Annotated in this window: 23 protein-coding genes; 17 read left to right on the forward strand and 6 right to left on the reverse strand. The window is 70.4% G+C overall.

Going from position 1 to position 21,063, the window contains the following annotated elements:
- The first annotated feature begins 60 nt into the window (after nucleotides 1–60).
- The 3 genes from BM109_RS36570 to BM109_RS36580 are packed head-to-tail and all read left to right on the forward strand — an operon-like array spanning nucleotide 61 to nucleotide 1,761.
- Nucleotides 61–486, forward strand: a complete 426-nt coding sequence (locus tag BM109_RS36570; RefSeq protein ID WP_093354294.1) for a VOC family protein — start codon at nucleotides 61–63, stop codon at nucleotides 484–486.
- Between the two features lie 11 nt (nucleotides 487–497).
- Nucleotides 498–1,019: a flavin reductase family protein gene (locus BM109_RS36575; RefSeq protein WP_093354297.1), complete on the forward strand. Its 522-nt coding sequence runs from the start codon at nucleotides 498–500 to the stop codon at nucleotides 1,017–1,019.
- Nucleotides 1,020–1,077: 58 nt separating this feature from the next.
- The gene (locus BM109_RS36580; protein WP_177239555.1) at nucleotides 1,078–1,761 is read left to right on the forward strand and encodes a TetR/AcrR family transcriptional regulator; all 684 of its coding nucleotides are present in this window, start codon (nucleotides 1,078–1,080) and stop codon (nucleotides 1,759–1,761) included.
- 13 nt (nucleotides 1,762–1,774) lie between these two features.
- Here BM109_RS36580 and BM109_RS36585 read toward each other — a convergent pair whose 3' ends face one another.
- Nucleotides 1,775–2,497, reverse strand: coding sequence for a GntR family transcriptional regulator (locus BM109_RS36585; protein ID WP_093354302.1), 723 nt, complete (start codon nucleotides 2,495–2,497; stop codon nucleotides 1,775–1,777).
- Between the two features lie 148 nt (nucleotides 2,498–2,645).
- On the opposite strand from BM109_RS36585, the gene BM109_RS36590 reads away from it, so the two are divergent.
- The 12 genes from BM109_RS36590 to BM109_RS36645 all read left to right on the forward strand — a co-directional run bounded on the left by BM109_RS36590 (nucleotide 2,646) and on the right by BM109_RS36645 (nucleotide 14,779).
- Nucleotides 2,646–3,425, forward strand: a complete 780-nt coding sequence (locus tag BM109_RS36590) for an SDR family NAD(P)-dependent oxidoreductase (RefSeq protein ID WP_093354305.1) — start codon at nucleotides 2,646–2,648, stop codon at nucleotides 3,423–3,425.
- Between the two features lie 59 nt (nucleotides 3,426–3,484).
- The gene (locus BM109_RS36595; protein WP_093354307.1) at nucleotides 3,485–4,696 is read left to right on the forward strand and encodes an ABC transporter substrate-binding protein; all 1,212 of its coding nucleotides are present in this window, start codon (nucleotides 3,485–3,487) and stop codon (nucleotides 4,694–4,696) included.
- A gap of 16 nt (nucleotides 4,697–4,712) precedes the next feature.
- On the forward strand, nucleotides 4,713–5,615 hold the full coding sequence (locus BM109_RS36600) for a branched-chain amino acid ABC transporter permease (protein WP_057594695.1): 903 nt from the start codon (nucleotides 4,713–4,715) through the stop codon (nucleotides 5,613–5,615).
- Between the two features lie 2 nt (nucleotides 5,616–5,617).
- Nucleotides 5,618–6,583 carry a branched-chain amino acid ABC transporter permease gene (locus BM109_RS36605; protein ID WP_093354310.1) on the forward strand — a complete coding sequence of 322 codons (966 nt, stop codon included), beginning with the start codon at nucleotides 5,618–5,620 and terminating at the stop codon, nucleotides 6,581–6,583.
- Nucleotides 6,580–7,356 carry an ABC transporter ATP-binding protein gene (locus BM109_RS36610; RefSeq protein WP_093354313.1) on the forward strand — a complete coding sequence of 259 codons (777 nt, stop codon included), beginning with the start codon at nucleotides 6,580–6,582 and terminating at the stop codon, nucleotides 7,354–7,356. Before BM109_RS36605 ends, BM109_RS36610 begins: the two co-directional genes overlap by 4 nt.
- Nucleotides 7,349–8,068, forward strand: a complete 720-nt coding sequence (locus BM109_RS36615; RefSeq protein WP_057594693.1) for an ABC transporter ATP-binding protein — start codon at nucleotides 7,349–7,351, stop codon at nucleotides 8,066–8,068. The genes BM109_RS36610 and BM109_RS36615 overlap by 8 nt, the downstream gene beginning before the upstream one ends.
- Nucleotides 8,069–8,096: 28 nt before the next feature.
- Complete coding sequence (locus BM109_RS36620; protein ID WP_093354316.1) at nucleotides 8,097–8,846, forward strand: SDR family NAD(P)-dependent oxidoreductase; 750 nt, start codon at nucleotides 8,097–8,099, stop codon at nucleotides 8,844–8,846.
- 24 nt (nucleotides 8,847–8,870) lie between these two features.
- Nucleotides 8,871–9,617: an SDR family NAD(P)-dependent oxidoreductase gene (locus tag BM109_RS36625; protein WP_093354319.1), complete on the forward strand. Its 747-nt coding sequence runs from the start codon at nucleotides 8,871–8,873 to the stop codon at nucleotides 9,615–9,617.
- Nucleotides 9,617–11,332: an FAD-dependent oxidoreductase gene (locus BM109_RS36630; protein ID WP_093354322.1), complete on the forward strand. Its 1,716-nt coding sequence runs from the start codon at nucleotides 9,617–9,619 to the stop codon at nucleotides 11,330–11,332. The genes BM109_RS36625 and BM109_RS36630 overlap by 1 nt, the downstream gene beginning before the upstream one ends.
- A 22-nt stretch (nucleotides 11,333–11,354) precedes the next feature.
- Complete coding sequence (locus BM109_RS36635; RefSeq protein WP_057594709.1) at nucleotides 11,355–11,963, forward strand: glutathione S-transferase; 609 nt, start codon at nucleotides 11,355–11,357, stop codon at nucleotides 11,961–11,963.
- A gap of 328 nt (nucleotides 11,964–12,291) precedes the next feature.
- Entirely contained in the window at nucleotides 12,292–13,002 is a 711-nt protein-coding gene (locus BM109_RS36640) for an SDR family oxidoreductase (RefSeq protein ID WP_093354325.1), read from the forward strand.
- A 319-nt stretch (nucleotides 13,003–13,321) separates the two neighbouring features.
- Nucleotides 13,322–14,779 (forward strand): SulP family inorganic anion transporter, encoded by a 1,458-nt coding sequence (locus tag BM109_RS36645; protein ID WP_093354328.1) that lies wholly within the window; start codon nucleotides 13,322–13,324, stop codon nucleotides 14,777–14,779.
- A gap of 6 nt (nucleotides 14,780–14,785) precedes the next feature.
- Here BM109_RS36645 and BM109_RS36650 read toward each other — a convergent pair whose 3' ends face one another.
- Entirely contained in the window at nucleotides 14,786–15,736 is a 951-nt protein-coding gene (locus BM109_RS36650; RefSeq protein ID WP_093354331.1) for an AraC family transcriptional regulator, read from the reverse strand.
- A gap of 75 nt (nucleotides 15,737–15,811) precedes the next feature.
- Between BM109_RS36650 and BM109_RS36655 the strand changes: the two genes are divergently transcribed.
- Complete coding sequence (locus BM109_RS36655; protein ID WP_093354333.1) at nucleotides 15,812–17,029, forward strand: multidrug effflux MFS transporter; 1,218 nt, start codon at nucleotides 15,812–15,814, stop codon at nucleotides 17,027–17,029.
- 82 nt (nucleotides 17,030–17,111) lie between these two features.
- Nucleotides 17,112–17,723, forward strand: coding sequence for a class I SAM-dependent DNA methyltransferase (locus tag BM109_RS36660; protein WP_093354336.1), 612 nt, complete (start codon nucleotides 17,112–17,114; stop codon nucleotides 17,721–17,723).
- A gap of 7 nt (nucleotides 17,724–17,730) precedes the next feature.
- Here BM109_RS36660 and BM109_RS36665 read toward each other — a convergent pair whose 3' ends face one another.
- Genes BM109_RS36665 through BM109_RS36680 form a run of 4 tightly spaced genes read right to left on the reverse strand, consistent with a single transcriptional unit; the run spans nucleotide 17,731 to nucleotide 21,063 of the window.
- Nucleotides 17,731–18,447, reverse strand: a complete 717-nt coding sequence (locus tag BM109_RS36665) for an ABC transporter ATP-binding protein (RefSeq protein ID WP_093354338.1) — start codon at nucleotides 18,445–18,447, stop codon at nucleotides 17,731–17,733.
- Nucleotides 18,444–19,199 (reverse strand): ABC transporter ATP-binding protein, encoded by a 756-nt coding sequence (locus BM109_RS36670; protein WP_093354341.1) that lies wholly within the window; start codon nucleotides 19,197–19,199, stop codon nucleotides 18,444–18,446. Before BM109_RS36670 ends, BM109_RS36665 begins: the two co-directional genes overlap by 4 nt.
- Nucleotides 19,196–20,146: a branched-chain amino acid ABC transporter permease gene (locus BM109_RS36675; RefSeq protein ID WP_093354343.1), complete on the reverse strand. Its 951-nt coding sequence runs from the start codon at nucleotides 20,144–20,146 to the stop codon at nucleotides 19,196–19,198. The genes BM109_RS36670 and BM109_RS36675 overlap by 4 nt, the downstream gene beginning before the upstream one ends.
- On the reverse strand, nucleotides 20,143–21,063 hold the full coding sequence (locus BM109_RS36680; RefSeq protein WP_093354346.1) for a branched-chain amino acid ABC transporter permease: 921 nt from the start codon (nucleotides 21,061–21,063) through the stop codon (nucleotides 20,143–20,145). The genes BM109_RS36675 and BM109_RS36680 overlap by 4 nt, the downstream gene beginning before the upstream one ends.

A 21,063-nucleotide genomic window follows, 5' to 3' on the forward strand; every position in this document is an offset into this window, starting at 1 on the left:
CGCTCGATACGATCGCCCGAGGCCGGCAATCGCGCCCCAGGCCACTCACGGGAGTTCTTCATGGGCATTCGCAGACTCGAACACTTCAACATCCGCACCGAACGGCTCGAGGCCACGCTGGATTTCTATACGCGCGTGCTGCTGCTGCGCGACGGGCCGCGGCCCGGCAATCCGCCGCGCGCGACCGGCGCCTGGCTCTACGACGCGGACGACGTGCCCGTGGTCCACGTCACGGCCTTCGACCGCAACGATGCGCAGCGGCTGGCCTGGATCAACGACTACCTCGGTCCGCGCGATCCCGATTCGCTGCAGGGCAGCGGGGCCATCGACCACGTGGCGCTGCTGGCCGAGGGCTACGAGGACACCATCGCGCGCTGCCAGGCGCTCGGCGTGCCGTACCGCGAACGGCTGGTCGCGGCTCTGGACCTGCGGCAGATCTTCGTCACCGATCCCAACGGGATCTCGATCGAGCTCAACTACCGCTGAGCCGCCACACCATGCACGCAGCCACCCCTTCCGCCATCGACCGCCGGCGGTTGCGCGACGTCTTCGGCACCTACATCACGGGCGTCGCCGTCATCACCACGCTCGACGCCGAGGGCCGCCCCTGCGGCGTGACGGCCAACTCGTTCAGCTCGGTGTCGCTCGACCCGCCGCTGGTGCTCTGGAGCCAGGCGCTCAACGCGCGCAGCTTCCCCGCGTTCAGCCGGCACGAACGCTTCGTCGTGAACGTGCTCGCGAAGCACCAGCGCGAGCTCTCGCAGCGCTTCGCGACGCCGGGCGCCGACAAGTTCGCCGGCGTCGAGTGCCGCCCGGGCATTGGCGGCCTGCCGATGCTCGCGGACTGCTGCGCCCATTTCGAATGCCGCAAGGTCACGACCTGGCCCGGCGGCGACCACGCGGTGTTCCTGGGGCTGATCGAGCGTTTCGAGCGTTCGGCCGCCGAGGGCCTGGCCTTCGGCGGCGGCCGCTACCTGGTCACGCGCGCTCATGCGGAGGCGGCGGGCGCGCCCGGGTGAACTGGTATCGTGCCGGCTCCCGCCGCACCGGCACCGGCCACCTTCCCAGCGATCTCGCATGCCTCGCGCCCCTTCCGCCTCCAGACCCACGGACTCCGCGGCCCCCGCCACCGGCGGCGTGGTGCGCCTGCGGCGCGCCGACCGCGAGCGCGAGATCGTGCAGGGCGCGATCCAGTACTTCGCCGACGTCGGCTTCGCGGGCGACACCACCGGCCTGGCGCGCCAGCTCGGCGTGGCGCAGCCGCTGCTCTACCGCTACTTCCAGAACAAGGAGGCGCTGATCGAGCGCGTGTTCCAGGAGACCTTCCTGTCGAACTGGAATCCGCTGTGGGAGGAAATGATCCTCGCGCCCGAGCAGGCCGTCGCGCAGCGCCTGCTCGAGTTCCACCGCGACTTCGCGCGCGTGCACCTGCGGCGCGAGCGCGTGCGGCTGTCGCTGTTCTTCGCCCTGCACGGCTGGGACATGTCGCCGTATTTCCGCGTCATGCGCCAGCGCGTCTACGAACCGATCGCGCTGTCGCTGCGCCAGTACACGGAAGCCGGCCGCGACGGCCAGCCCTTCGCGGTGCAGGAGATCGAGCTCGCGAAGACGGTGGTCGAGAAGATCCAGTACCACGGCATCCGCCAGTGGGTCTACGGTCTGCCGGTGCCCGAGATCGAGCCCGTGATCCAGGCCAGCGTGGCCAGCCTGCTCGACGGCGTGGGCGCGGTGCTGGGCAAGCCGGCGGCCAAGTCCCCGTGAGCGCGCGCGCCGCCTAGGCGCCGCCGCTCAACGCCAGCGGCGAATCCTGCGCGACCGCGCTGCCCGCGCGCTCGTCGAGCACGCGCTGGTAGTTGTCGCGCAGCAGGATGCCCGCGTAGTACACGTGCTCGCGCATCAGCTGCTCGGCGCGCGCCGCGTCGCCGTCGATCACGGCCTGCACGATGCGGTGGTGGTCGTCGTGCGAACGCAGGATCACGCCGTGGTCGTGCCACAGCATGATGCGGTCGGAGGCGAAGGGCACGGCCTGCGCCTGCGCGCCGAAGCGCACCACCCAGGGGTTGCGCGCGCCCTGCATCAGCGTGTTGTGCAGCGTCACGTTCATCTGCTGGTAGGGCGCGAGGTCGTCGAGCAGCAGCTGTCCCTTGGCCAGGATCTCGTCGCCGGTGCGCAGGCAGTCGCGCAGCAGCGCGGCGGTCGCGTCGTCCACGCCGAGCGCCGCGAAGCGCCGGCAGGCCAGGCCCTCGAGCACCGAGCGCACCTCGTAGGCGGCCAGGATGTCCTCGAGCGCGAAGGCGCGCACCAGGTAGCCCTTCTTCGGCTGGTGATCGATCAGCCCTTCCATCGCCAGCGCGGCGAGCGCGGCGCGCACCGGCGTGCGCGACACCTTGAGGGTCTCGGCGATCGGCACCTCCTCCACCCGCGTGCCCGGCGTGAGCCGTCCGTGCAGGATCCAGGTGCGCAGCGTCTCGGTGACTTGTTGGGAGAGTGTGTCCATGTCAGGTATACATGATGCCGTGGAAACTGGTTCAATAGTCGTCGAATAAGGGAAAACGAGGGCGTCCAAAGATCTTCATGTATACACAATGCGGTCCTCGATTCACTTTCACGCCGCATCCGACGCGGCTTCGGAGACCTCGCATCCCATGGCGGAACATCATGCACAAGCCCCCGGCCGGCTGGCCCTCGTGACCGGCGGCGGCCGCGGCATCGGCGAGGCCGTGTGCCGGCGCCTCGCGGCCAGCGGCCTGCGCGTCGTCGTGGCCGACATCGACGGCGACAACGCGCGTGCCGTGGCCGGCTCGCTCGGCGCGGGCCACCATGCGCGCCAGTTCGACGTGAGCGACGAGGCCGCGGTCGAGGCCGCCTTCGAGGACATCGAGGCCGGCATCGGCCCGGTCGGCGTGGTGGTCTGCGTGGCCGGGCTGCTGCTGATGCCCGGCGGCGAGCGCTCGCCGATCAAGGACACCTCGCTCGAGGACTGGGAGCGCACCTTCGCCGTGAACGCGCGCGGCGTGTTCCTCTGCGGCCGCGCCTACCTGCGCCGGCGCGAGGCGCGGCCGGTGGCGCACGGGCGCATCGTCACCTTCGGCTCGGTGGCCGCGCAGCTCGGCGGCTACCGCTCGAGCGCCACCTACATCGGCGCCAAGGCCGCGGTGCTGGGCCTGACCAAGGCCATGGCGCGCGAATCGGCGCACCTGGGCGTGACCGTCAACTCGGTCGCGCCGGGCCTGATCGACACCGAGATGCTGCGCGGCACCGTGCAGAGCAGCGGCGCGCTGACGGCCGCGGCCGCCAACATCCCGCTCGGGCGCATCGGCACGGTGGACGACGTGGCCGGCGCGGTCGACTACCTGGTCTCGGAGCAGGCAGCCTACATCACGGGCAACGTGATCGACGTCAACGGCGGCTACCGGATGCAGTAACGCCCCGCGCCGGCCCGCGCTCGCGCCTTTCACTCACCCATACCAACGGAGACAACGTCATGAAAAAGAACTTCCTCGCCCTGGCATTCGGCGCCGCGCTGTGCGCCCTGGCGGGCACCGCCGCCGCGCAGGCCGAGCCCGGCCTGACCGACAAGACCATCAAGATCGGCATGTTCTCGCCGATGTCGGGTGCGTCGATGAACTACGGCTTCGACGTCATCAACGCCGCGAAGATGTACTACGACAAGGTCAACAAGGAAGGCGGCGTGAACGGCCGCAAGATCGAGCTCGTGGTGGAGGACGACCGCTGCAACGCCAACGACCTGCTGGCCGCGGTCAAGAAGCTCACCGAGCAGGACCAGGTGTTCCTGCTCAACGGCGGCTCCTGCTCGGCGGCCGTGGTCGGCGCGCGCGAATACGTCGAGCGCGCGAAGATCCCGCTGGTGATGCTCAACGCCTCGGGCGACGGCGCGCTGTATCCGCCTTCCAAGTACATCTACGGCGCGTTCTCGATCTCGCAGCATGCGGTCGGCGGCTCGATGGTGCAGTTCGCGAGCGAGCACCTGAAGGCGAAGAAGATCGGCTACATCAACCACGACGACGCCTACGGCGGCTGGAACCTCGAGTCGGCCCAGGCGCAGGCCAAGGCGCTGGGCGGCGTCGACCTGCAGGTGCAGTCGGTCAACCCGAACATCACCGACGTCACGGCGCCGATGCTCAAGATCAAGGCCGCCAACCCCGACGTGCTGCTGCTGACCACCTACGCGCGGCCCGTGAGCCTGATCGTCAAGCGCGCCTTCGAGCTCGGCTTCAACAAGCCGATCGTGCTGGCCGTGAACTCCACCGCCGACCTCAAGCAGCTGGTGGAGAACGTCGGTAACAAGGACGCCTTCAAGAACGTCTACATCCAGGAAGTGCTGGCCGACGTGCCCGGCGGTCCCAAGCTCAAGTGGGTCTACGACATGTACAAGGCCGCCTACCCCGAGCTGGCCGCCAAGCCCGGCTATCCGCAGACCTACATGCCCTACGGTATTCCCTCGGCCATGGCGGTGGTCAACGCGCTGAAGGCGGCCGGCCCCAGCCCCACGCGCGAGAAGGTGCTCACGGCGCTGTCGACCATGAAGTTCGACTCCGGCGTGATGGCCGGCCCGATCGAGTTCGGTCCCGACGACCGCGCGGCGCAGGAGGCGGCCATCTACATCAAGTTCGACGCAACCAACATGACGCTCGTGCCCGGCAGCTACAAGAGCGTGTGGAAGTACAAGCCCTGAGGGCGGCTGCGATCTCATGAGCCTTTCCGACATCTGGCTGTTCGTGCAGCAGGGCGTGCTGTCCGGCATCGTCACCGGCAGCGTCTACGCGCTGCTCGCGGTGGCGATCGTCATGGTCTTCAAGACCACCGACGTGCCGAACTTCTCGCAGGGCGAAATCTTCATGGCCGGCGGCTACCTCGCGCTGTTCCCGCTGGTGGTGTGGGGCTGGCCCTACTGGGGCGCGGTGCTCGCGAGCCTCGCGGTCACGGCGCTCGTGGCCGCGCTGTTCCAGCGCGTGGTGATGCAGCGCGTGACCGCCTCGCGCGGCGTCGGCGTGCAGCTCGTGATCGCCACGCTGGGCTTCGCCTACCTGCTCAAGGGCCTGGTGCGCAAGACCGGGCTGGGCGACACGCCGCGCTCGCTGCCCTCGCTGGTGCCGCAGGACCCGATCACCATCGGCCAGGCCTCGCTCACGCTGCTCGACCTCGCGATCTTCGGCACCGCCGTGGTGGTGATGGTGCTGCTGTACCTGATGTTCACGCGCACCCGCACCGGCCAGGCCATGCGCGCGGTCGGCATGAATCCGCGCGGCGCGCAGATCGTGGGCGTGAAGCTGGGAACCATCCGCATGAAGATCTGGGCCCTGACCGGGCTGCTCTCGGCCATCGCGGCGCTGCTGATCACGCCCAAGATCCTGATCACGCCCGACATCGGCCACATCGCGATCCTGGCCTACGCGGCCGCCATCGTCGGCGGCTTCACCAGCCTGCCGGGCGCGGTGGTCGGCGGCTTCGTCATCGGCATCGTCGAGAACCTGGTGGGGCTGTTCATCTCGTCCAACGCCATCGTGGTCGCGCCCTTCGTCGCGATCATGGTGGTGCTGCTGGTGCGGCCGCAGGGCCTGTTCGGCGGCAAGCCGCAGGTGAAGAAGGTATGAGCATGCAGACGACTTCTCCCTGGTGGGATCGCGGCGTGCTGATCGCCATGGCCGCGGTGCTCGCGGTGCTGCCCTTCGCGGCCAGCGGCTACGTGCTCTACGTGGTCAACCTGCTGATGGTGTTCAGCGTGCTCGCGCTCGGCATGCACCTGGTGATCGGCGAGACCGGCCAGTTCGCGCTCTCGCACGCGGCCTTCTTCGGCATCGGCATCTACACGGCCGGGCTCATCAACAACCAGTGGCAGCCGCCGTTCGTGGTGTCGATCCTCGCGGGCGCGCTGCTCGCGGCCGCGCTGGGCTGGGTCATCGGCCTGCTCGCGCTGCGCATGCGCGACATCTACCTGGCGCTCGCCACCTTCGCCTTCGGCGAGGCGATGCAGTGGGTGTTCCTCAACTGGGAGCAAGTGACCAACGGTTCGAACGGCCTGCAGATGAAGCCGGCCGCGCTCGGCGGCCTGCGGCTGATGAACGACCTGCAGGCCTATCCCTTCGTGGTCGCGATCGCGGCGCTGATGCTGTGGCTCACGGTGGCGCTGTCGCGCTCGCGGCTGGGTTCGTCGTTCCGCGCGGTGCGCGAGAGCGACGTGGCGGCGATCGCGATGGGCGTGAACACGCGCGCGGTCAAGGTCACGGCCTTCGTGCTGTCGGCCGCCTTCGCGGGCGTGGCCGGCGGCATGTACACGCTGTTCACCTCCTTCATCCATCCCGAGAGCCTGGGCTTCCAGACCACCATCCTGATCCTCACCATGGTGGTGGTCGGCGGGCTGGGCTCGGTGCGCGGCGCGGTGGCGGGCGCCATCGTGTTCGGCCTGGCCTCGGAGCTGCTGCGCCAGGCACCGTCCTACCAGGAGATCATCTACGGTGGCATCCTGATGCTGTTCATGATGTTCCTGCCCAAGGGCATGGCCTCGCTGTTCGCGGCGCGCAAGGCCACGCGCCGCGCGGTCCCGGCGGGAGGCGCGCGATGAGCACGAGTGCTTTCCTCGACGTGCGCGACATCAGCGTGGTGTTCGGCGGCCTCAAGGCGGTCAACGGCCTGTCGTTCCAGGTCGAGCAGGGCCGCATCCATGCGCTGATCGGACCCAACGGCGCCGGCAAGTCGACCACCTTCAACTGCATCTCGCGCTTCTACACGCCCAGCAGCGGCAGCGTCGTCTTCGAGGGCCGCGAGCTCACGCGCGTGTCGCCCTACCGCATGGCCTCGCTGGGCATCGCGCGCACCTTCCAGAACCTCGAGCTGTTCGCCGAGCTCTCGGTGCTCGAGAACGTGCTGCTCGGCACCCATGCGCGCGGCACCGGCACGCTGGGCCGGCTGCTGCGTCGCCCCGACCGCGAGACCGAGGACTTCGCGCTGCACCTGCTCGAGCGCGTGGGCCTGGCCGACGAACGCCACCAGCCGGCGCGCGACCTCGACTTCGGCCGCCAGAAGCTGCTCGAGCTGGCGCGCGCGCTGGCCATCAAGCCGAAGCTGCTGCTGCTCGACGAGCCCGCGGCCGGCCTGCGCAACCGCGAGATCGAGAGCCTGGACCGGCTGCTCAAGGAGCTGGTGGCGCGCGACGGCATCACGGTGCTGCTGGTCGAGCACGTGATGCAGCTCGTGATGTCGATCTCGGACCGCATCACCGTCATGGCCTTCGGCGAGAAGATCGCCGAGGGCACGCCCGCGCAGATCGGCAGCGACGCGCGCGTGATCGAGGCCTATCTGGGCAAGGGAAGTGCAAAGGGGGCCGCGCATGGCTGAATCGCTGTTGTCGTTGCGCGCCATCTCGGCCGCCTACGGCCGCATCCAGGCGCTGAGCCATGTCTCGGTCGACGTGCCCGAGGGCGAGATCGTCGCGCTGCTCGGCAGCAACGGCGCGGGCAAGACCACCACGCTCAACTGCATCTCGAACATCGTCGACTGCACCGAGGGCGAGGTGCGGCTGGCCGGCGAGCGGATCGACCGGCTGGGCTCCGACGCGCTGGTCCAGCGCGGCATCGTGCAGGTGCCCGAGGGCCGGCAGGTGTTCCGCGACATGAGCGTGCGCGAGAACCTCGACCTGGGCGCCTACCTGCGGCGCGACCGCGCGGGCATCCGCAACGACCTCGAGGCCGTGTATGCGATGTTCCCGCGCCTGAAGGAGCGCCAGGGCCAGATGGCGGCCACGCTGTCGGGCGGCGAGCAGCAGATGCTCGCGATCGGCCGTGCCGTGATGGCGCGCCCGCGCGTGATGCTGTTCGACGAGCCCTCGATGGGCCTGTCGCCGCTGCTGGTGGAGCAGATGTTCGAGATCATCGAGCGGCTGCACCGCGAACAGAAGATCACCATCCTGCTGGTCGAGCAGAACGTGCAGCTCGCGCTCGCGGTGTCGAGCTACGGCTACATCCTCGAGAACGGCGAGATCTCGCTGCACGGCCCGGCCGCGCAGCTGGCCAACGACGAGGCCGTGCGCCGCGCCTACCTCGGCGTCTGAACGGCGCCGCTTTCGCAAAGGAATTCCCATGCTTCTGAAGGACAAGCTCTCGCTCGTCACGGGCGCCGCGCGCGGCCTCGGCGAGGCCATCGCGCGCCGCATGGCGGCCGAAGGCGCGCACGTGCTGGTGGTCGACCGCGACCTCGAGCCCGCGCAACAGGTGGCGGCCTCGATCCGCGCCGCGGGCGGGCGCGCCGATGCCGACAGCGTCGACGTCAGCGATGCGGCGGCGGTCGACGCGCTCGCCGCGCGCATCGCCGCGGCGCACGGCGACATCGACGTGCTGGTGAACAACGCCGGCATTTCCGCGCGCTCGAAGTTCGACGAGCCCGGCGCGCGCGAGGCCTGGGACCGCGTGCTGTCGGTCAACCTGCAGGGCGTGTTCAACGTCACGCAGGCCTTCGTGCCCGCGCTCAAGCGCACGCACGGCAGCATCGTCAACCTGTCGTCGATCGTGGCCTTCGGCGCGGGCATCTCCTCGGCCGGCTACGTGGTGGCCAAGGGCGGCGTGCGCTCGCTCACGCAGGTGCTGGCACGCGACCTCGCGCCCTGGGGCGTGCGCGTGAACGCGGTGGCGCCCGGACTCATGGTGACCGACATGACGGCCGGCCAGCGCGAGACCGAGCACGGCACCGACTGGTACATGAGCCGCGTGCTCACCAAGCGCCACGGCGAGGCCGACGAGATCGCCGGGCCGGTGGTCTTCCTCGCCTCGTCGATGGCCAGCTACGTCAATGGCGTGGTGCTGCCGGTCGACGGCGGCTACCTCGCGGCCTGAGCGCCGCGCTTCGACGGAACAACGATGAACAACAGCAGTGATGACAACAAGCCGCTGGTCCTGGTGACCGGCGGCGCCAGCGGCATGGGCCGCGCCATCGTCGAGCGCCTGGCGCGCGACGGCTGGCGCGTGGTGATGGCCGACTACAACGGCGCGCTGGCCGAGCGCGAGACCCAGGTGCTGCGCGCCGCCGGCCTCGACGTCGACTACCGCGCCATCGACCTGACCGACGAGGCCGCGGTGCGCGCGATGGTGCAGTCGCTGCCGCCGCTCGCCGCGCTGGTGAACAACGCCGGCATCTTCGACGAGCGCGCCTTCATGGACGTGAGCTCGGCCGACTTCCGCCGCATGTACGAGGTGAACCTGCTCGCGGTGGCCACGCTCACGCAGGAGGCCGCGCGCAAGATGGCCGACGGCGCGCGCATCGTCAACATCGCCTCGCGCGCCTACCTGGGCGCGAAGAACCATCCGCACTACGTGGCCTCGAAGGCCGCGCTGGTGGGCTACACGCGCGCCAGCGCGATGGAGCTCGCGCCGCGCGGCATCCTGGTGAACGCGATCGCGCCGGGCCTGATCGACACGCCGCTGCTGCGCGCGCTCACGCCCGAGCGCCGCGCCGCGCAGCTCGCGCTGCAGCCCACGGGCGCGGCCGGCCGGCCCGAGGACATCGCGCAGGCCGTGGCCTTCTTCGCCTCGCCGGCCACCGGCTTCGTCACGGGCCAGGTGCTGTTCGTCGACGGCGGCAAGTCGCTCGGCGGCTCGGGGGCGTGATGGCGCAGCCCCAGGAGAAGACCGGCTACGACGTGGTCGTGATCGGCAGCGGCGCGGGCGGGCTCGCGGCCGCGCTGACGGCGAAGCTCGAGGGCCTCGACGTGCTGGTGATCGAGAAGACCGACCGCATCGGCGGCTCGACCGCGATCTCGGGCGGTGCGGTGTGGGTGCCGCTCAACGACCAGGCCGAGGCCGCGGGCCATCCCGACACGCCCGAGAAGGCGCTGACCTATCTGCGCAACACGGTGGGCGCGGCGGGCGACGAGGCGCTGCGCCATGCCTTCCTCGATGCCGGGCCGCGCGCGCTGCGCTATCTGCGCGAGCGCACCGACGTGCAGCTCGCCGCGCGCACCTACTCGCCCGACTACCACCCCGACCGCGAGGGCGCCGCGATGGGCGGCCGTTCGCTCGACCCGATCGAGTTCGACGGCCGGCTGCTCGGCCCGCACTTCCGCACCCTGCGCGATCCGCTGCCCGAGTTCTGCGTGCTCGGCGGGATGATGGTCAACATGACCGACGTGAAGCACCTGCTCGCGGTCACGCGCTCGTTCGCGTCGTGGAAGCACGGCATGAAGCTGGTGCTGCGCTACTTCGCCGACCGCTTGAGTGGGCACCACCGCGGCACGCGATTGCTGCTGGGCAATGCGCTCGCGGGGCGACTGTTCCACGGGCTGCTGAAGGAGAAGATCCCGTTCTGGCTCGAGACGCCCGCGCTCGGGCTCGAACAGGATGCAGGCGGTGCGGTGACCGGCGTGCGCGTGAAGCGCGATGGCCGCGAGATCGTGCTGCAGGCGCGGCGCGGCGTGGTGGTCGCGACCGGCGGCTTTCCGTGGAATGCGCAGATGCGCGCCGAGCACTATCCCGCGCCGACCGGGCCCTACTCGATGTCGCCGCAGGGCAATGTCGGCGAGGGCATCGCGATGGCGCGGCAGGCCGGTGGCGTGCTCGGCACCGGCCACACGGGTCCGGCGCTGTGGGCACCGGTGTCGATGATGAAGCGCCCCGACGGCAGCGTGCTGCGCTATCCGCACCTGGTGTGGGACCGCGCCAAGCCCGGGCTGATCGCGGTCGACGCGCGCGGCGAGCGCTTCGTCAACGAGGCTAGCTCGTACCACGAGTTCGTGCGCGGCATGTACCAGGCCAACGAGGCCGGCACGAGCATTCCGGCGCTGCTGGTGTGCGACAGCGACTTCATGGAAAAGTGGGGCCTGGGCCTCGCGCTGCCGGGCGGGCGCTCGCGCGAGCACTTGGTGCGCGCCGGCTACCTGTACCGCGCCGACACGCTCGAGGCGCTGGCACGCCAGGCCGACGTCGACCCCGACGGCCTCGCGCGCACCTTGGCCGCGTTCAACCCACCGGCCGCGCGCGGCGAGGACCCGGCCTTCGGCAAGGGCAGCACGGCCTACAACCGCTACCTCGGCGACCCCGAGCACCAGCCCAATGCCTGCGTGGCACCGGTCGCGAAGGCGCCGTTCTACGCGGTCAAGGTCTATCCCGGCGACATCGGCACGGCCCTGGGCGTGCGCGCCGATGGCCATGCGCGCGTGCTCGATGCGCGTGGCACGCCGATCGCGGGCCTCTACGTGGCCGGCAACGACATGCACTCGGTGATGGGAGGCGAGTATCCTGCGCCCGGCATCACGCTCGGACCGGCCCTGACCTTCGGCTGGGCGGCCGGCATGCACCTGGCCCATGGCCGCGACGAACACGCCTGACACCACACACTTCACACCCATCATGAAGATCTTCTATTCCCCCGCTTCCCCCTTCGTGCGCAAATGCATGGTCGTCGCGCACGAGCTCGGCATCGCCGAGCGCATCGAGCGCCTGCCGAGCGCGGCCGGCCCGGTGAAGCGCGACGCGACCATCCTGCCGACCAACCCGCTGGGCCAGGTGCCGACCTTCCTCACCGACGACGGCCAGGCCCTGTTCGACAGCCGCGTGATCTGCGAGTACCTCAACGACCAGCAGGGCGGCACGCTGTTCCCCGCCTCGGGCAAGGCGCGCTGGGCCCGTCTCACCGAACTCTCGCTGGCCGACGGCATGACCGCCGCCGCGCTGCTCGCGCGCTACGAGAACGTGCTGCGTCCGCAGGAATTCCGCTGGGCCGACTGGACCGACGGCCAGCTCGCCAAGGTGCGCACCGGTCTCGAATGGCTCGAGAAGGAAGCGGCTGGATTCGGCGAACGTGTGGACATCGGGACCATCGCTTTCGGCTGTGCGCTGGGGTACATGGACTTCCGGTTTCCGGATGTGGATTGGCGTGCTCAGGCGCCTCGCAGCGCTGAGTGGTTCGAGGCGTTCAATCGGCGAGCCTCCATGCAGGCGACGTTGCCTACTGCTTGAGGTTGGAGCGGGCTCACGCCGACGGGGTACTCCCCTCCGCGAATGTCCCCCGGCCTTCGGCCTCCTCCTTTATTTCGCTGCGGGGAGTACCCCGCCGACGTGCGCCAGACGCGCAGCAGTTGATCGGCCGGCACCACCGCTGCGCCTCCCGTGCACAGGGCAGTGGGTGCTTCCCGCAGCGAAATAAAGGAGGAGCCGAAGGCGGGGGACATTCGCGGAGGGAAGTACCCGCTGTCCTGTGCACGCGCCCCGAACAAAAAGCCCGATCTGGCAAGACCGACGATTCCTTGGCTAAATGCCACCCTCCGCAAGAAACCAAGGACCCCGAATGTCTTCTGAGCAAAAAAAGGTAGCCATCGTCACGGCAGGCGGCAGCGGCATGGGCGCCGCCGCGGCCCGCAAGCTCGCGCAGGACGGTTTTCGTGTCGCCATCCTGTCCTCCTCGGGCAAGGGCGAGGCCCTCGCGAAGGAGCTCGGTGGCATCGGCGTGACCGGCTCCAACCAGTCGAACGACGACCTCAAGCAACTCGTCGACCGCGTCATCGCCGAGTGGGGCCGCATCGACGTCCTCGTCAACAGCGCCGGCCACGGCCCGCGCGCGCCCATTCTGGAAATCACCGACGACGACTGGCACCGCGGCATGGACGTCTACCTGCTGAGCGCCGTGCGGCCCAGCCGCCTCGTCACGCCGCACATGGTCAAGCAGGGGGGCGGCGCCATCATCAACATCTCGACCTTCGCCGCCTTCGAGCCCGATCCCGTGTTCCCGACCTCGGGCGTGTTCCGTGCCGGCCTCGCCGCCTTCACCAAGCTCTTCGCCGACCAGTATGCGGAGCACAACGTGCGCATGAACAACGTGCTGCCCGGCTTCATCGACAGCCTGCCCGAGAAGGAAGTGTTCCGCGAACGCATCCCCATGGGCCGCTACGGACGCAGCGACGAGATCGCCGCCACCATCGGCTTTCTCGCTTCCGACGGCGCGGGCTACATCACCGGCCAGAACCTGCGCGTCGACGGGGGCATCACGCGCTCCGTCTGAGGCCGTCATGGGCGCTGCCTACAATCGGCGCCCATGTGCCCGAGGACGTCCCGCTACCCCAGCAAGCTTCGCGCGGACGTCCTTCTCTTCAGCCGGCACGTGCGCCAGCGCGCCTCCTGCTATGCGCTCGCTCGCATCGCGCGCGACAGCCAGTCCCGGCAATCGGGCTGCTCCCGGCTGACTCCCCCTTGAGCCCGGCGCATTGAATGAAGCGCGGCGGCAACGCCCGCCGCTTTCTCCCTTGCGCCGTCAGCCGGCGCGATGCCTTCCAACGTCCCGCGATGCCTTGCCGGCACGCGGGCTGCTTTCCGCTTTCTCCATGTCTTCCCGCTACAGCCGCCTGCGCACCGAGTGGTGCCCGAGCATTCCGCGCGAACTGATGGCCGGCGCCGTCGCCACCTTCGCGCTCATTCCCGAGGTCATCGCCTTTTCCTTCGTCGCCGGTGTCGATCCCGCGGTGGGCCTGTTCGCCTCCTTCGTCATCGGCATCGTCATCGCGTTCACCGGCGGGCGCCCCGCCATGGTCTCGGCCGCGGCCGGGTCGGTGGCGCTGGTGGCCGCGCCGCTGGTGCATGCGCACGGCCTGGCCTATCTGCTCGCGGCCGGCCTGCTCGCGGGTGCGATGCAGATCGCCTTCGGGCTGCTGCGCCTCGGCGTGCTGATGCGCTTCGTGTCGTCGTCGGTGCGCACCGGCTTCGTCAACGCCCTCGCGATCCTGATCTTCGCCGCGCAGATGCCGCACTTCATCGGCGCCAATGCCGCCACCTGGGCGATGGTCGGCCTCGGGCTCGCGGTCATCTACCTGCTGCCACGCCTCACCACCGCGGTGCCGTCGCCGCTGGTGTGCATCGTGGTGGTCACGCTCGCGGGCCAGTGGCTGGGCCTGCCGCTCAAGACCGTGGCCGACCTCGGCCAGCTGCCCGATGCCTTGCCCGCGTTCGCGCTGCCCGCCGTGCCGCTGACCCTCGAGACGCTGCGCATCATCGCCTTGCCCGCCTTCGCCATCGCGATGGTCGGCCTGCTCGAATCGATGATGACCGCGAGCGTGGTCGACGAGCTCACCGACACCCCGAGCTCGAAGAACCGCGAGTGTGGCGGCCTCGGCCTCGCGAACGTGGCGGCCAGCTGCTTCGGCGGCATCGCGGGCTGCGGAATGATCGGCCAGACCGTGAGCAACGTGCGCTACGGCGGCCGCGGCCGGCTCTCGACCCTGTTCGCGGGCGCCTTCCTGCTGATCCTCATGGTGCTGCTCAAGCCCTGGGTGTCGCAGGTGCCGGTGGCGGCGCTGGTCGCGATCATGGTGATGGTCTCGGCCTCGACCTTCGACTGGGGTTCGCTGCGCACCCTGGTGCGCCATCCGCGCCTGTCGAGCGTCGTGATGCTCGCCACCGTGGCCGTCACCGTCGCCACCGACAACCTGGCCGCGGGCGTGGGCATCGGCGTGCTGCTCAGCGGCGTCTTCTTCACCTTCAAGGTGGCGCGGCTGCTGCGGGTGCAGGCGCGGCAGGACGAAGAAGGCGCCTGGTGCTTCGCCGTGAGCGGCCAGGTCTTCTTCGCCTCGGCCGACATGCTGGTCGATGCCTTCGACGTGCGCGAGATCGACGGCGCGCCGGTGCGCATCGACGTCTCGCAGGCCCACTTCTGGGACGTCACGGCCGTGGCGGCGTTGCGCAAGGTGGTCGAGCGGCTGCGCAAGCACGGCAGCGCGGTCGACGTGAGCGGCATGAACCAGGCCAGCCGCGACCTCGTGCTGCGGCTCGACGCGGCGCCCGAGTGAAGCAGCTCAGGCCGCGGCGGCCGCCTCGGCGCGCACCTGGCTGCGAAAGCGCCCCGGGCTCTCGCCCACCGCGCGCCGGAAGGCCGCGCTGAACGCCGTCTCCGACTGGTAGCCCACGCGCTCGGCGATGCGCGCGATGCCCTCGTCGCCGTGCCGCAGCGCATGGCGCGCCACCGTCATGCGCCAGCCGCCGAGATAGCCGAGCGGCGTCGAGCCCGTCAGCGCCTTGAAGCGCAGCGCGAAGGCCGTGCGCGACATGCTGGCCGTCTGCGCCAGGCGCTCCACCGTCCAGGGCTGCGCGATGTCGGCATGCATGCGCGACAGCGCGGTGCCGATGCGCGCATCGGTCATCGCGCCGAGCCAGCCCTCGGGCTGCGGCGCATTCGCGAGGTGCACGCGCAGCGCCTGCACCAGCACCAGCGCCGCGAGGTTGGTGCGCGCCAGGGTCGAGCCCGGGCGCAGTTCGGCCGTCTCCCAGCCCATCAGGTCGAGCAGCCCCTCGAGCGGCCGCGCGCCCGGATCGCTCGCGCGCAGGTGGATCAGCGGCGGCAGGTGGCGCAGCAGCAGTTCGCCGGCCTCGCCCGACAGCGCGAAGCGCCCGCTCGCGAGCACCACGCGCGTCGTGTCGCTCGCATCCAGCCCGTCATGGCGCAGCACCCCGTCGGGGCCGCGCTGCTCGTGGCTCAGGCGCGTGCCGTCCTGCAGCGGCCCGGGCGGATCGCTCGCGGCCGAGAAGGGCAGGCCGTTGGTCAGCAGGAAGAAGTCGCCGGCCTCCAGCATCACCGGCGCGGCAGCGCCGTCGACCTGGATGCGGAAGCGCCCCTCGAGCACGCAGCCCAGCTTGATGTGCGAGGCGTAGTGCCCGTAGCGGAAGGCCCAGCGGCCGCGCGCCTCGAAGCGCGACGAGAGCGTGCTGCTCACCGTGAGCATGGCCAGCACATCGGACAAGGGATCCATGATTCTGTACGAATGAATAGGAAATGCGTGCTGATGATTATTCAATCATTCAGACCAACGCGCGACCATCGGGGCATGTCCTCCTCGAACGCTCCAGTTTTCCGTCACGCCGTCGTGCTGGGTCTGCTCACCACCATCGGCCCCTTCGCCATCGACATGTACCTGCCCGCGCTGCCTGCCATCGGGCGCGCGCTGAACGCCGATCCGCATGCGATGCAGGCCAGCCTGATGGCCTTCTTCATCGCGGTCGGCGCCGGCCAGCTGGTCGCGGGCCCGCTGTCGGACATGTTCGGCCGCCGCCGGCCGATGGTCGCGGGCCTCGTGCTGTTCATGCTCGCCAGCATCGGCTGCGCCTTCGCGCCCAGCGCGGGCGTGCTGGTCGCGCTGCGCTTCGTGCAGGGGCTCGGCGCCTGCGCCTGCATGGTCACGCCGCGCGCCGTGGTGCGCGACCTGTACACCGGGCCCGAGGCGGCGCGGATGATGTCGCTGCTGCTGATGGTCTACAGCGTGTCGCCGATCCTCGCGCCGCTGGCCGGCAGCCTCGTGGCCGAGAGCCTGGGCTGGCGCGCCGTGTTCGTCGCCGTTGCCGCCGTCGGGCTCGCGGGCCTCGCGATGCTGCTGGCCCTGCTGCCCGAGACCCGGCCCGCCACCGCGCGGCTGTCGAGCAACTTCCGCAGCGCCATGGCCGGCTACGGCGTGCTGCTGCGCGACCGCCACTTCATGGCGCAGGCCTTCATGGCCTCGTTCACCGTCTCGAGCTTCTTCGTCTACGTGGCCAACTCGCCCTTCGTGATGAGCGCGCACTTCGGCGTCTCGCCGCGCCTGTACGCGGTGCTGTTCGCGCTCAACGCCGTGTCGCTGCTCGCGCTGTCGCAGGCCAATGGCCGGCTGGTCGCGCGCTTCGGTATCCGGCGCGTGCTGCGCACGGCGGTGATCGCACAGGCCGCCACCATCGGGCTGCTGCTGGTGCTCACGCTCGCGGGCATGGACCGGCTCTCCGTGTTGGTGGCGCTGCTGATGATCGGCTTCGGCCTCAACGGCCTGATCGTGCCCGCGGCCTTCGTGCTCGCGATGGAAGGCCATGCCGCGCTCGCGGGCACGGCTTCGGCGCTGATCGGCACGATGAACTTCGCGGGCGGCGCGGTGATGGTGGCGCTGGTCGCGCCGTTCGCTGACGGCAGGCCGCTGCCGATGGTGACGGGCATCGCCGGCTGCGCCGCGGTCGTGCTGACGCTGGCCTTGCGCACCCTGCGGCCGGTGCGGCGCGTGCCCGGTGTCATGCAGGGGTTCTAAGTGATTGCCCCGTGAGCAAGGCGCGCCCTTGGGCCTAGCCTTTGCGCGTTCCGTCGGCGCCCGATGGACCGGAAAGGCTTCCATGGACATCCCCGCCCCGGTGCTCGACAGCATGCAGCGCACCCTCCAGTCCTACGAGGCGTCCGCGCGCGACTACGACGCGATCGTGGCGGACCATCCGCCGCCCGAGATCGAGGACGCGCTGCGCCGCATGGTGGCGTGCATGCCCGCGGGCGGCAGCGTGCTCGAGGTCGGCTCGGGCACGGGGCGCGACGCCGACTTCGTCGAATCGCTGGGCGTGATCGTCAGGCGCACCGATGCGACGCAGGCCTTTCTCGACCTGCAGGCCGAGCGCGGCAGGCAGGGCGCGCTGCTCAATGTGGTCACCGACCCGCTGGGCGGGCCCTATGACGCCATCCTCGCGATGGCCGTGCTGATCCATGTCGATCGCGCGCAGATCGCGCCGGTGCTGCGCAAGGTGTTCGACGCGCTCGCGCCCGGTGGCGTCTTCCTCGCGGGCATGCGCATCGGCGAGGGCGAGACCAACGGCGACTACCAGACCGTGTACTGGGACCGCGACCTGTTCGCCGCGCAGCTCGCGGCGGCCGGGCTGCGACTGGATTGGGAGCGGCAGTGGATCGGCCGCGAGGACGTGCGCTGGGCCAGCTTCCTGGCCTGCCGTCCGCCCGGATGAACGCCGCCTACACGCCCAGGTAGCGCGTCCACAGCGAGCGGTCGGCATCGAGCGCGGCCGAGTCGCCCTGCCACACCACGCGCCCGCGCTCGAGGATCACGTGCCGGTCGGCCAGCGGCAGCAGGCGCTGCACATACTTGTCGACCACCAGGATCGCCTCGCCCTCGGACTTGAGCGTGGCGATGCAGTGCCAGATCTCCTCGCGGATCACGGGCGCGAGGCCTTCGGTGGCCTCGTCGAGGATCAAGAGGCGCGGATGCGTGGACAGCGCCCGCGCGATCGCCAGCATCTGCTGCTCGCCGCCCGAGAGCTGGTTGCCCGCGTTGGTCTTGCGCTCCGCGAGGCGCGGGAACAGGCCGTACAGCGCCTCGACGGTCCAGCGCGGCGCGCTGCCGGGGCGCGGGCGCGCGAAGGCGCGCAGGTGCTCGTCCACGCTGAGATTGGGGAACACGTGCCGGCCCTCGGGCACGATGGCCACGCCGCGGCGCGCGATGGCGTCGGGCTTGTGGCCGCCGATGGCCGCGCCGCCGAAGCGCAGCTCGCCGCGCATCGGCGCGAGCATGCCGGTGATGACCTTGAGCAGGGTGCTCTTGCCCATGCCGTTGCGGCCCAGCAGCGCGAGCACCTCGCCCGCGCCGATGCGCAGGTCGATGCCGAACAGCACCTGGCTGGCGCCATAGCCCGCTTCGATGGCCTGTGCCTCGAGCAATGTCGTCGAACTCATGCGTGACCTTCCGCTTCGGTGCCCAGGTAGACCGCCTGCACGTCGGGATGCCCGCGCACCTCGTCGGCCGTGCCGCTCATCAGCACGCGGCCCTGCACCAGCACCGTGAGCCGGCTGGCGAGGCGGAACACGGCGTCCATGTCGTGCTCGATCAGGAGGATCGCCATCGAGGCGTGCAGCGACTCGATCAGGTCGACCATGCGCGCCGACTCGTCAGGGCCCATGCCGGCCATCGGCTCGTCGAGCAAGAGCAGCTTGGGTTCGGCCGCGAGCGCCAGCGCCACGTCGAGCGCGCGCTGCGCGCCGTGCGGCAGCGTGCCGGCGATGCGGTCGCGCTCGCGCGCCAGGCCCACGCGCTCGGCCAGCGCCGCGGCGCGGTCGGCCAGGTCCTTCTCGCGCGAACGCGGCGCGAGGAAGCGCAGGCTGCTGCCCGCGTGCGCCTGCGCGGCCAGCATCAGGTTGTCGTGCACCGTGTCCTTGGCGAACACGCGCGTGACCTGGAAGCAGCGCGACATGCCCGCGGCCACGCGCTGGTGGTCCTTGAAGCCGGTGATGTCCTTCTCGTCGAGCAGGATGCGGCCGGCATCGGCCTTGAGCAGGCCGGTGATGAGGTTCACCAGCGTGGTCTTGCCCGCGCCGTTGGGGCCGATCAGCGCATGCACTTCGCCGCGCTCCACCGTGAGGCTCACATGGTCGGTCGCCAGCAGGCCGCCGAAGCGCTTGACCAGTCCTTCGATCCTGAACAGGCTCATGGCGTGGCCTTTGCAAGCGGTGCGCGGCGGCGCGACAGCGCGGCCAGTCCCTTGGGCGCCCACAGGGCGACGGCGATCAGCAGCAGGCCCAGCGGCATGTGCCAGTGTTCGGTGTGCTGCTTGAGCGCCTCCTCGAGCAGCAGCCACACGGCGGCGCCCACCGGCCCGCCCCAGCTGCGGCCGAGGCCGCCGATCACCACCATCACCAGCAGCGTGGCCGACTGCGTCCAGTGCATGGTGGCCGGGCTCACGAAGCCGTTGCCGCCCGCGAGCAGCGCGCCCGCCAGGCCGGCGATGGCGCCCGCGATGGCGAAGGCCGCGAGCTGCAGCCGGAACACCGGGTAGCCGAGCGCGCGCATGCGCGTCTCGTTGTCGCGGATGCCCATCAGCGCATGGCCGAAGCGCGACTGCGTGGCGCGCTGCAGCCACCACAGCGCGAGCGCCACCAGCGCCAGCACCACCCAGTAGAAGTTGCTCTCGTTGCCGAGGTCGAGGCCCGGCAGCAGGGTGGGGCGGCTCATCAGCGTGTAGCCATCGTCGCCGCCGTACTTGCGCAGCGAGACCGCGACGAAATACAGCATCTGCGCGAAGGCCAGCGTGGTCATGATGAAGTAGACGCCGCGCGTGCGCAGCGCCACCGTGCCGATCAGCGCGGCGGCCAGGCCGGCCGCCAGCACGGCCGCGGGCCACAGCACCCAGGCCGAGGTCGTGCCGGCGTCGCTGAGCGCCACCACCGTGTAGGCACCCACGCCGATGAAGCCCGCATGGCCGAGCGCGACCATGCCGCCGAAGCCGAGGATGAAGTTGAGGCTGGCCGCGGCCAGCGCGACGATCAGCACGCGGCGCACGAAGCCGATGTAGAACTCGAAGCCGAACAGCGGTGCGATCAGGGGAAAGGCGGCGAGCAGCAGCAGAAGCAGCCCGAGGCCGATGTGACGGGTTTTCATGCGCGTGCCGAGAAGAGGCCCGAGGGCCTGAAGAGAAGGACCGCCACCATCAGCGCGTACATCGCGACCTCGGCCACCAGCGGGCCGAGGTCGGCCGCTGTGGCTGGCGGCAGCGTGGCGCGCAGCAGCATCGGCACGAAGGCGCGGCCGATGGTGTCGACGATGCCCACCAGCAGCGCGGCCACGAAGGCGCCGCGCACCGAGCCGATGCCGCCGATCACCAGCACCACCAGCGCCGGGATCAGGATCTGTTCGCCCATGCCGACCTGCACCGCGACGATCGGGCCCATCAGCGCGCCGGCCAGCGCGGCGAGTGCCGCGCCGAGCAGGAACACGCCGTTGAAGATGCGGCCCACGCGCACGCCCATGAGCTCGGCCATCGGCCGGTCGGAAGCGCCCGCGCGCACCCGCATGCCGATGCGCGTGTGGTTCACCAGCAGGTAGAGCGCCAACGCGACCAGCATGCCGCCGACCAGGATCACCAGCCGGTACGAGGGATAGGGCAGGCCGTCCATCAGTTCGACCGGGCCCGAGAGCGCGGCGGGCGTCGGCGCCATCACCGGCGACGGGCCCCAGATCATCTTGACCAGGTCGTCGGCCACCAGGATCACGCCGAAGGTCGCGAGCACCTGCGCGAGGTGGTCGCGCGTGTAGAGGCGGCGCATCAGCAGCACCTCGAGCAGCAGCGCCACCACCACGGTGACCGCCACCGCGACGACGATGGCCGCGGCGAACGAGCCGGTGCGCGTGTGCGCCTCGGCCGCGACATAGGCGCCGGCCATGAACAGCGAACCGTGCGCGAGGTTCAGCACGTCCATGATGCCGAACACCAGCGTGAGGCCCGCGGCCAGCAGGAACAGCATCAGGCCGTAGCCGAGGCCGTTGAGCAGCTGCTCGAGAACGAGGATGGAGGTCAT

Source organism: Variovorax sp. PDC80, assembly GCF_900115375.1.
In the GTDB taxonomy this organism is placed as follows: Bacteria; Pseudomonadota; Gammaproteobacteria; order Burkholderiales; family Burkholderiaceae_C; genus Variovorax.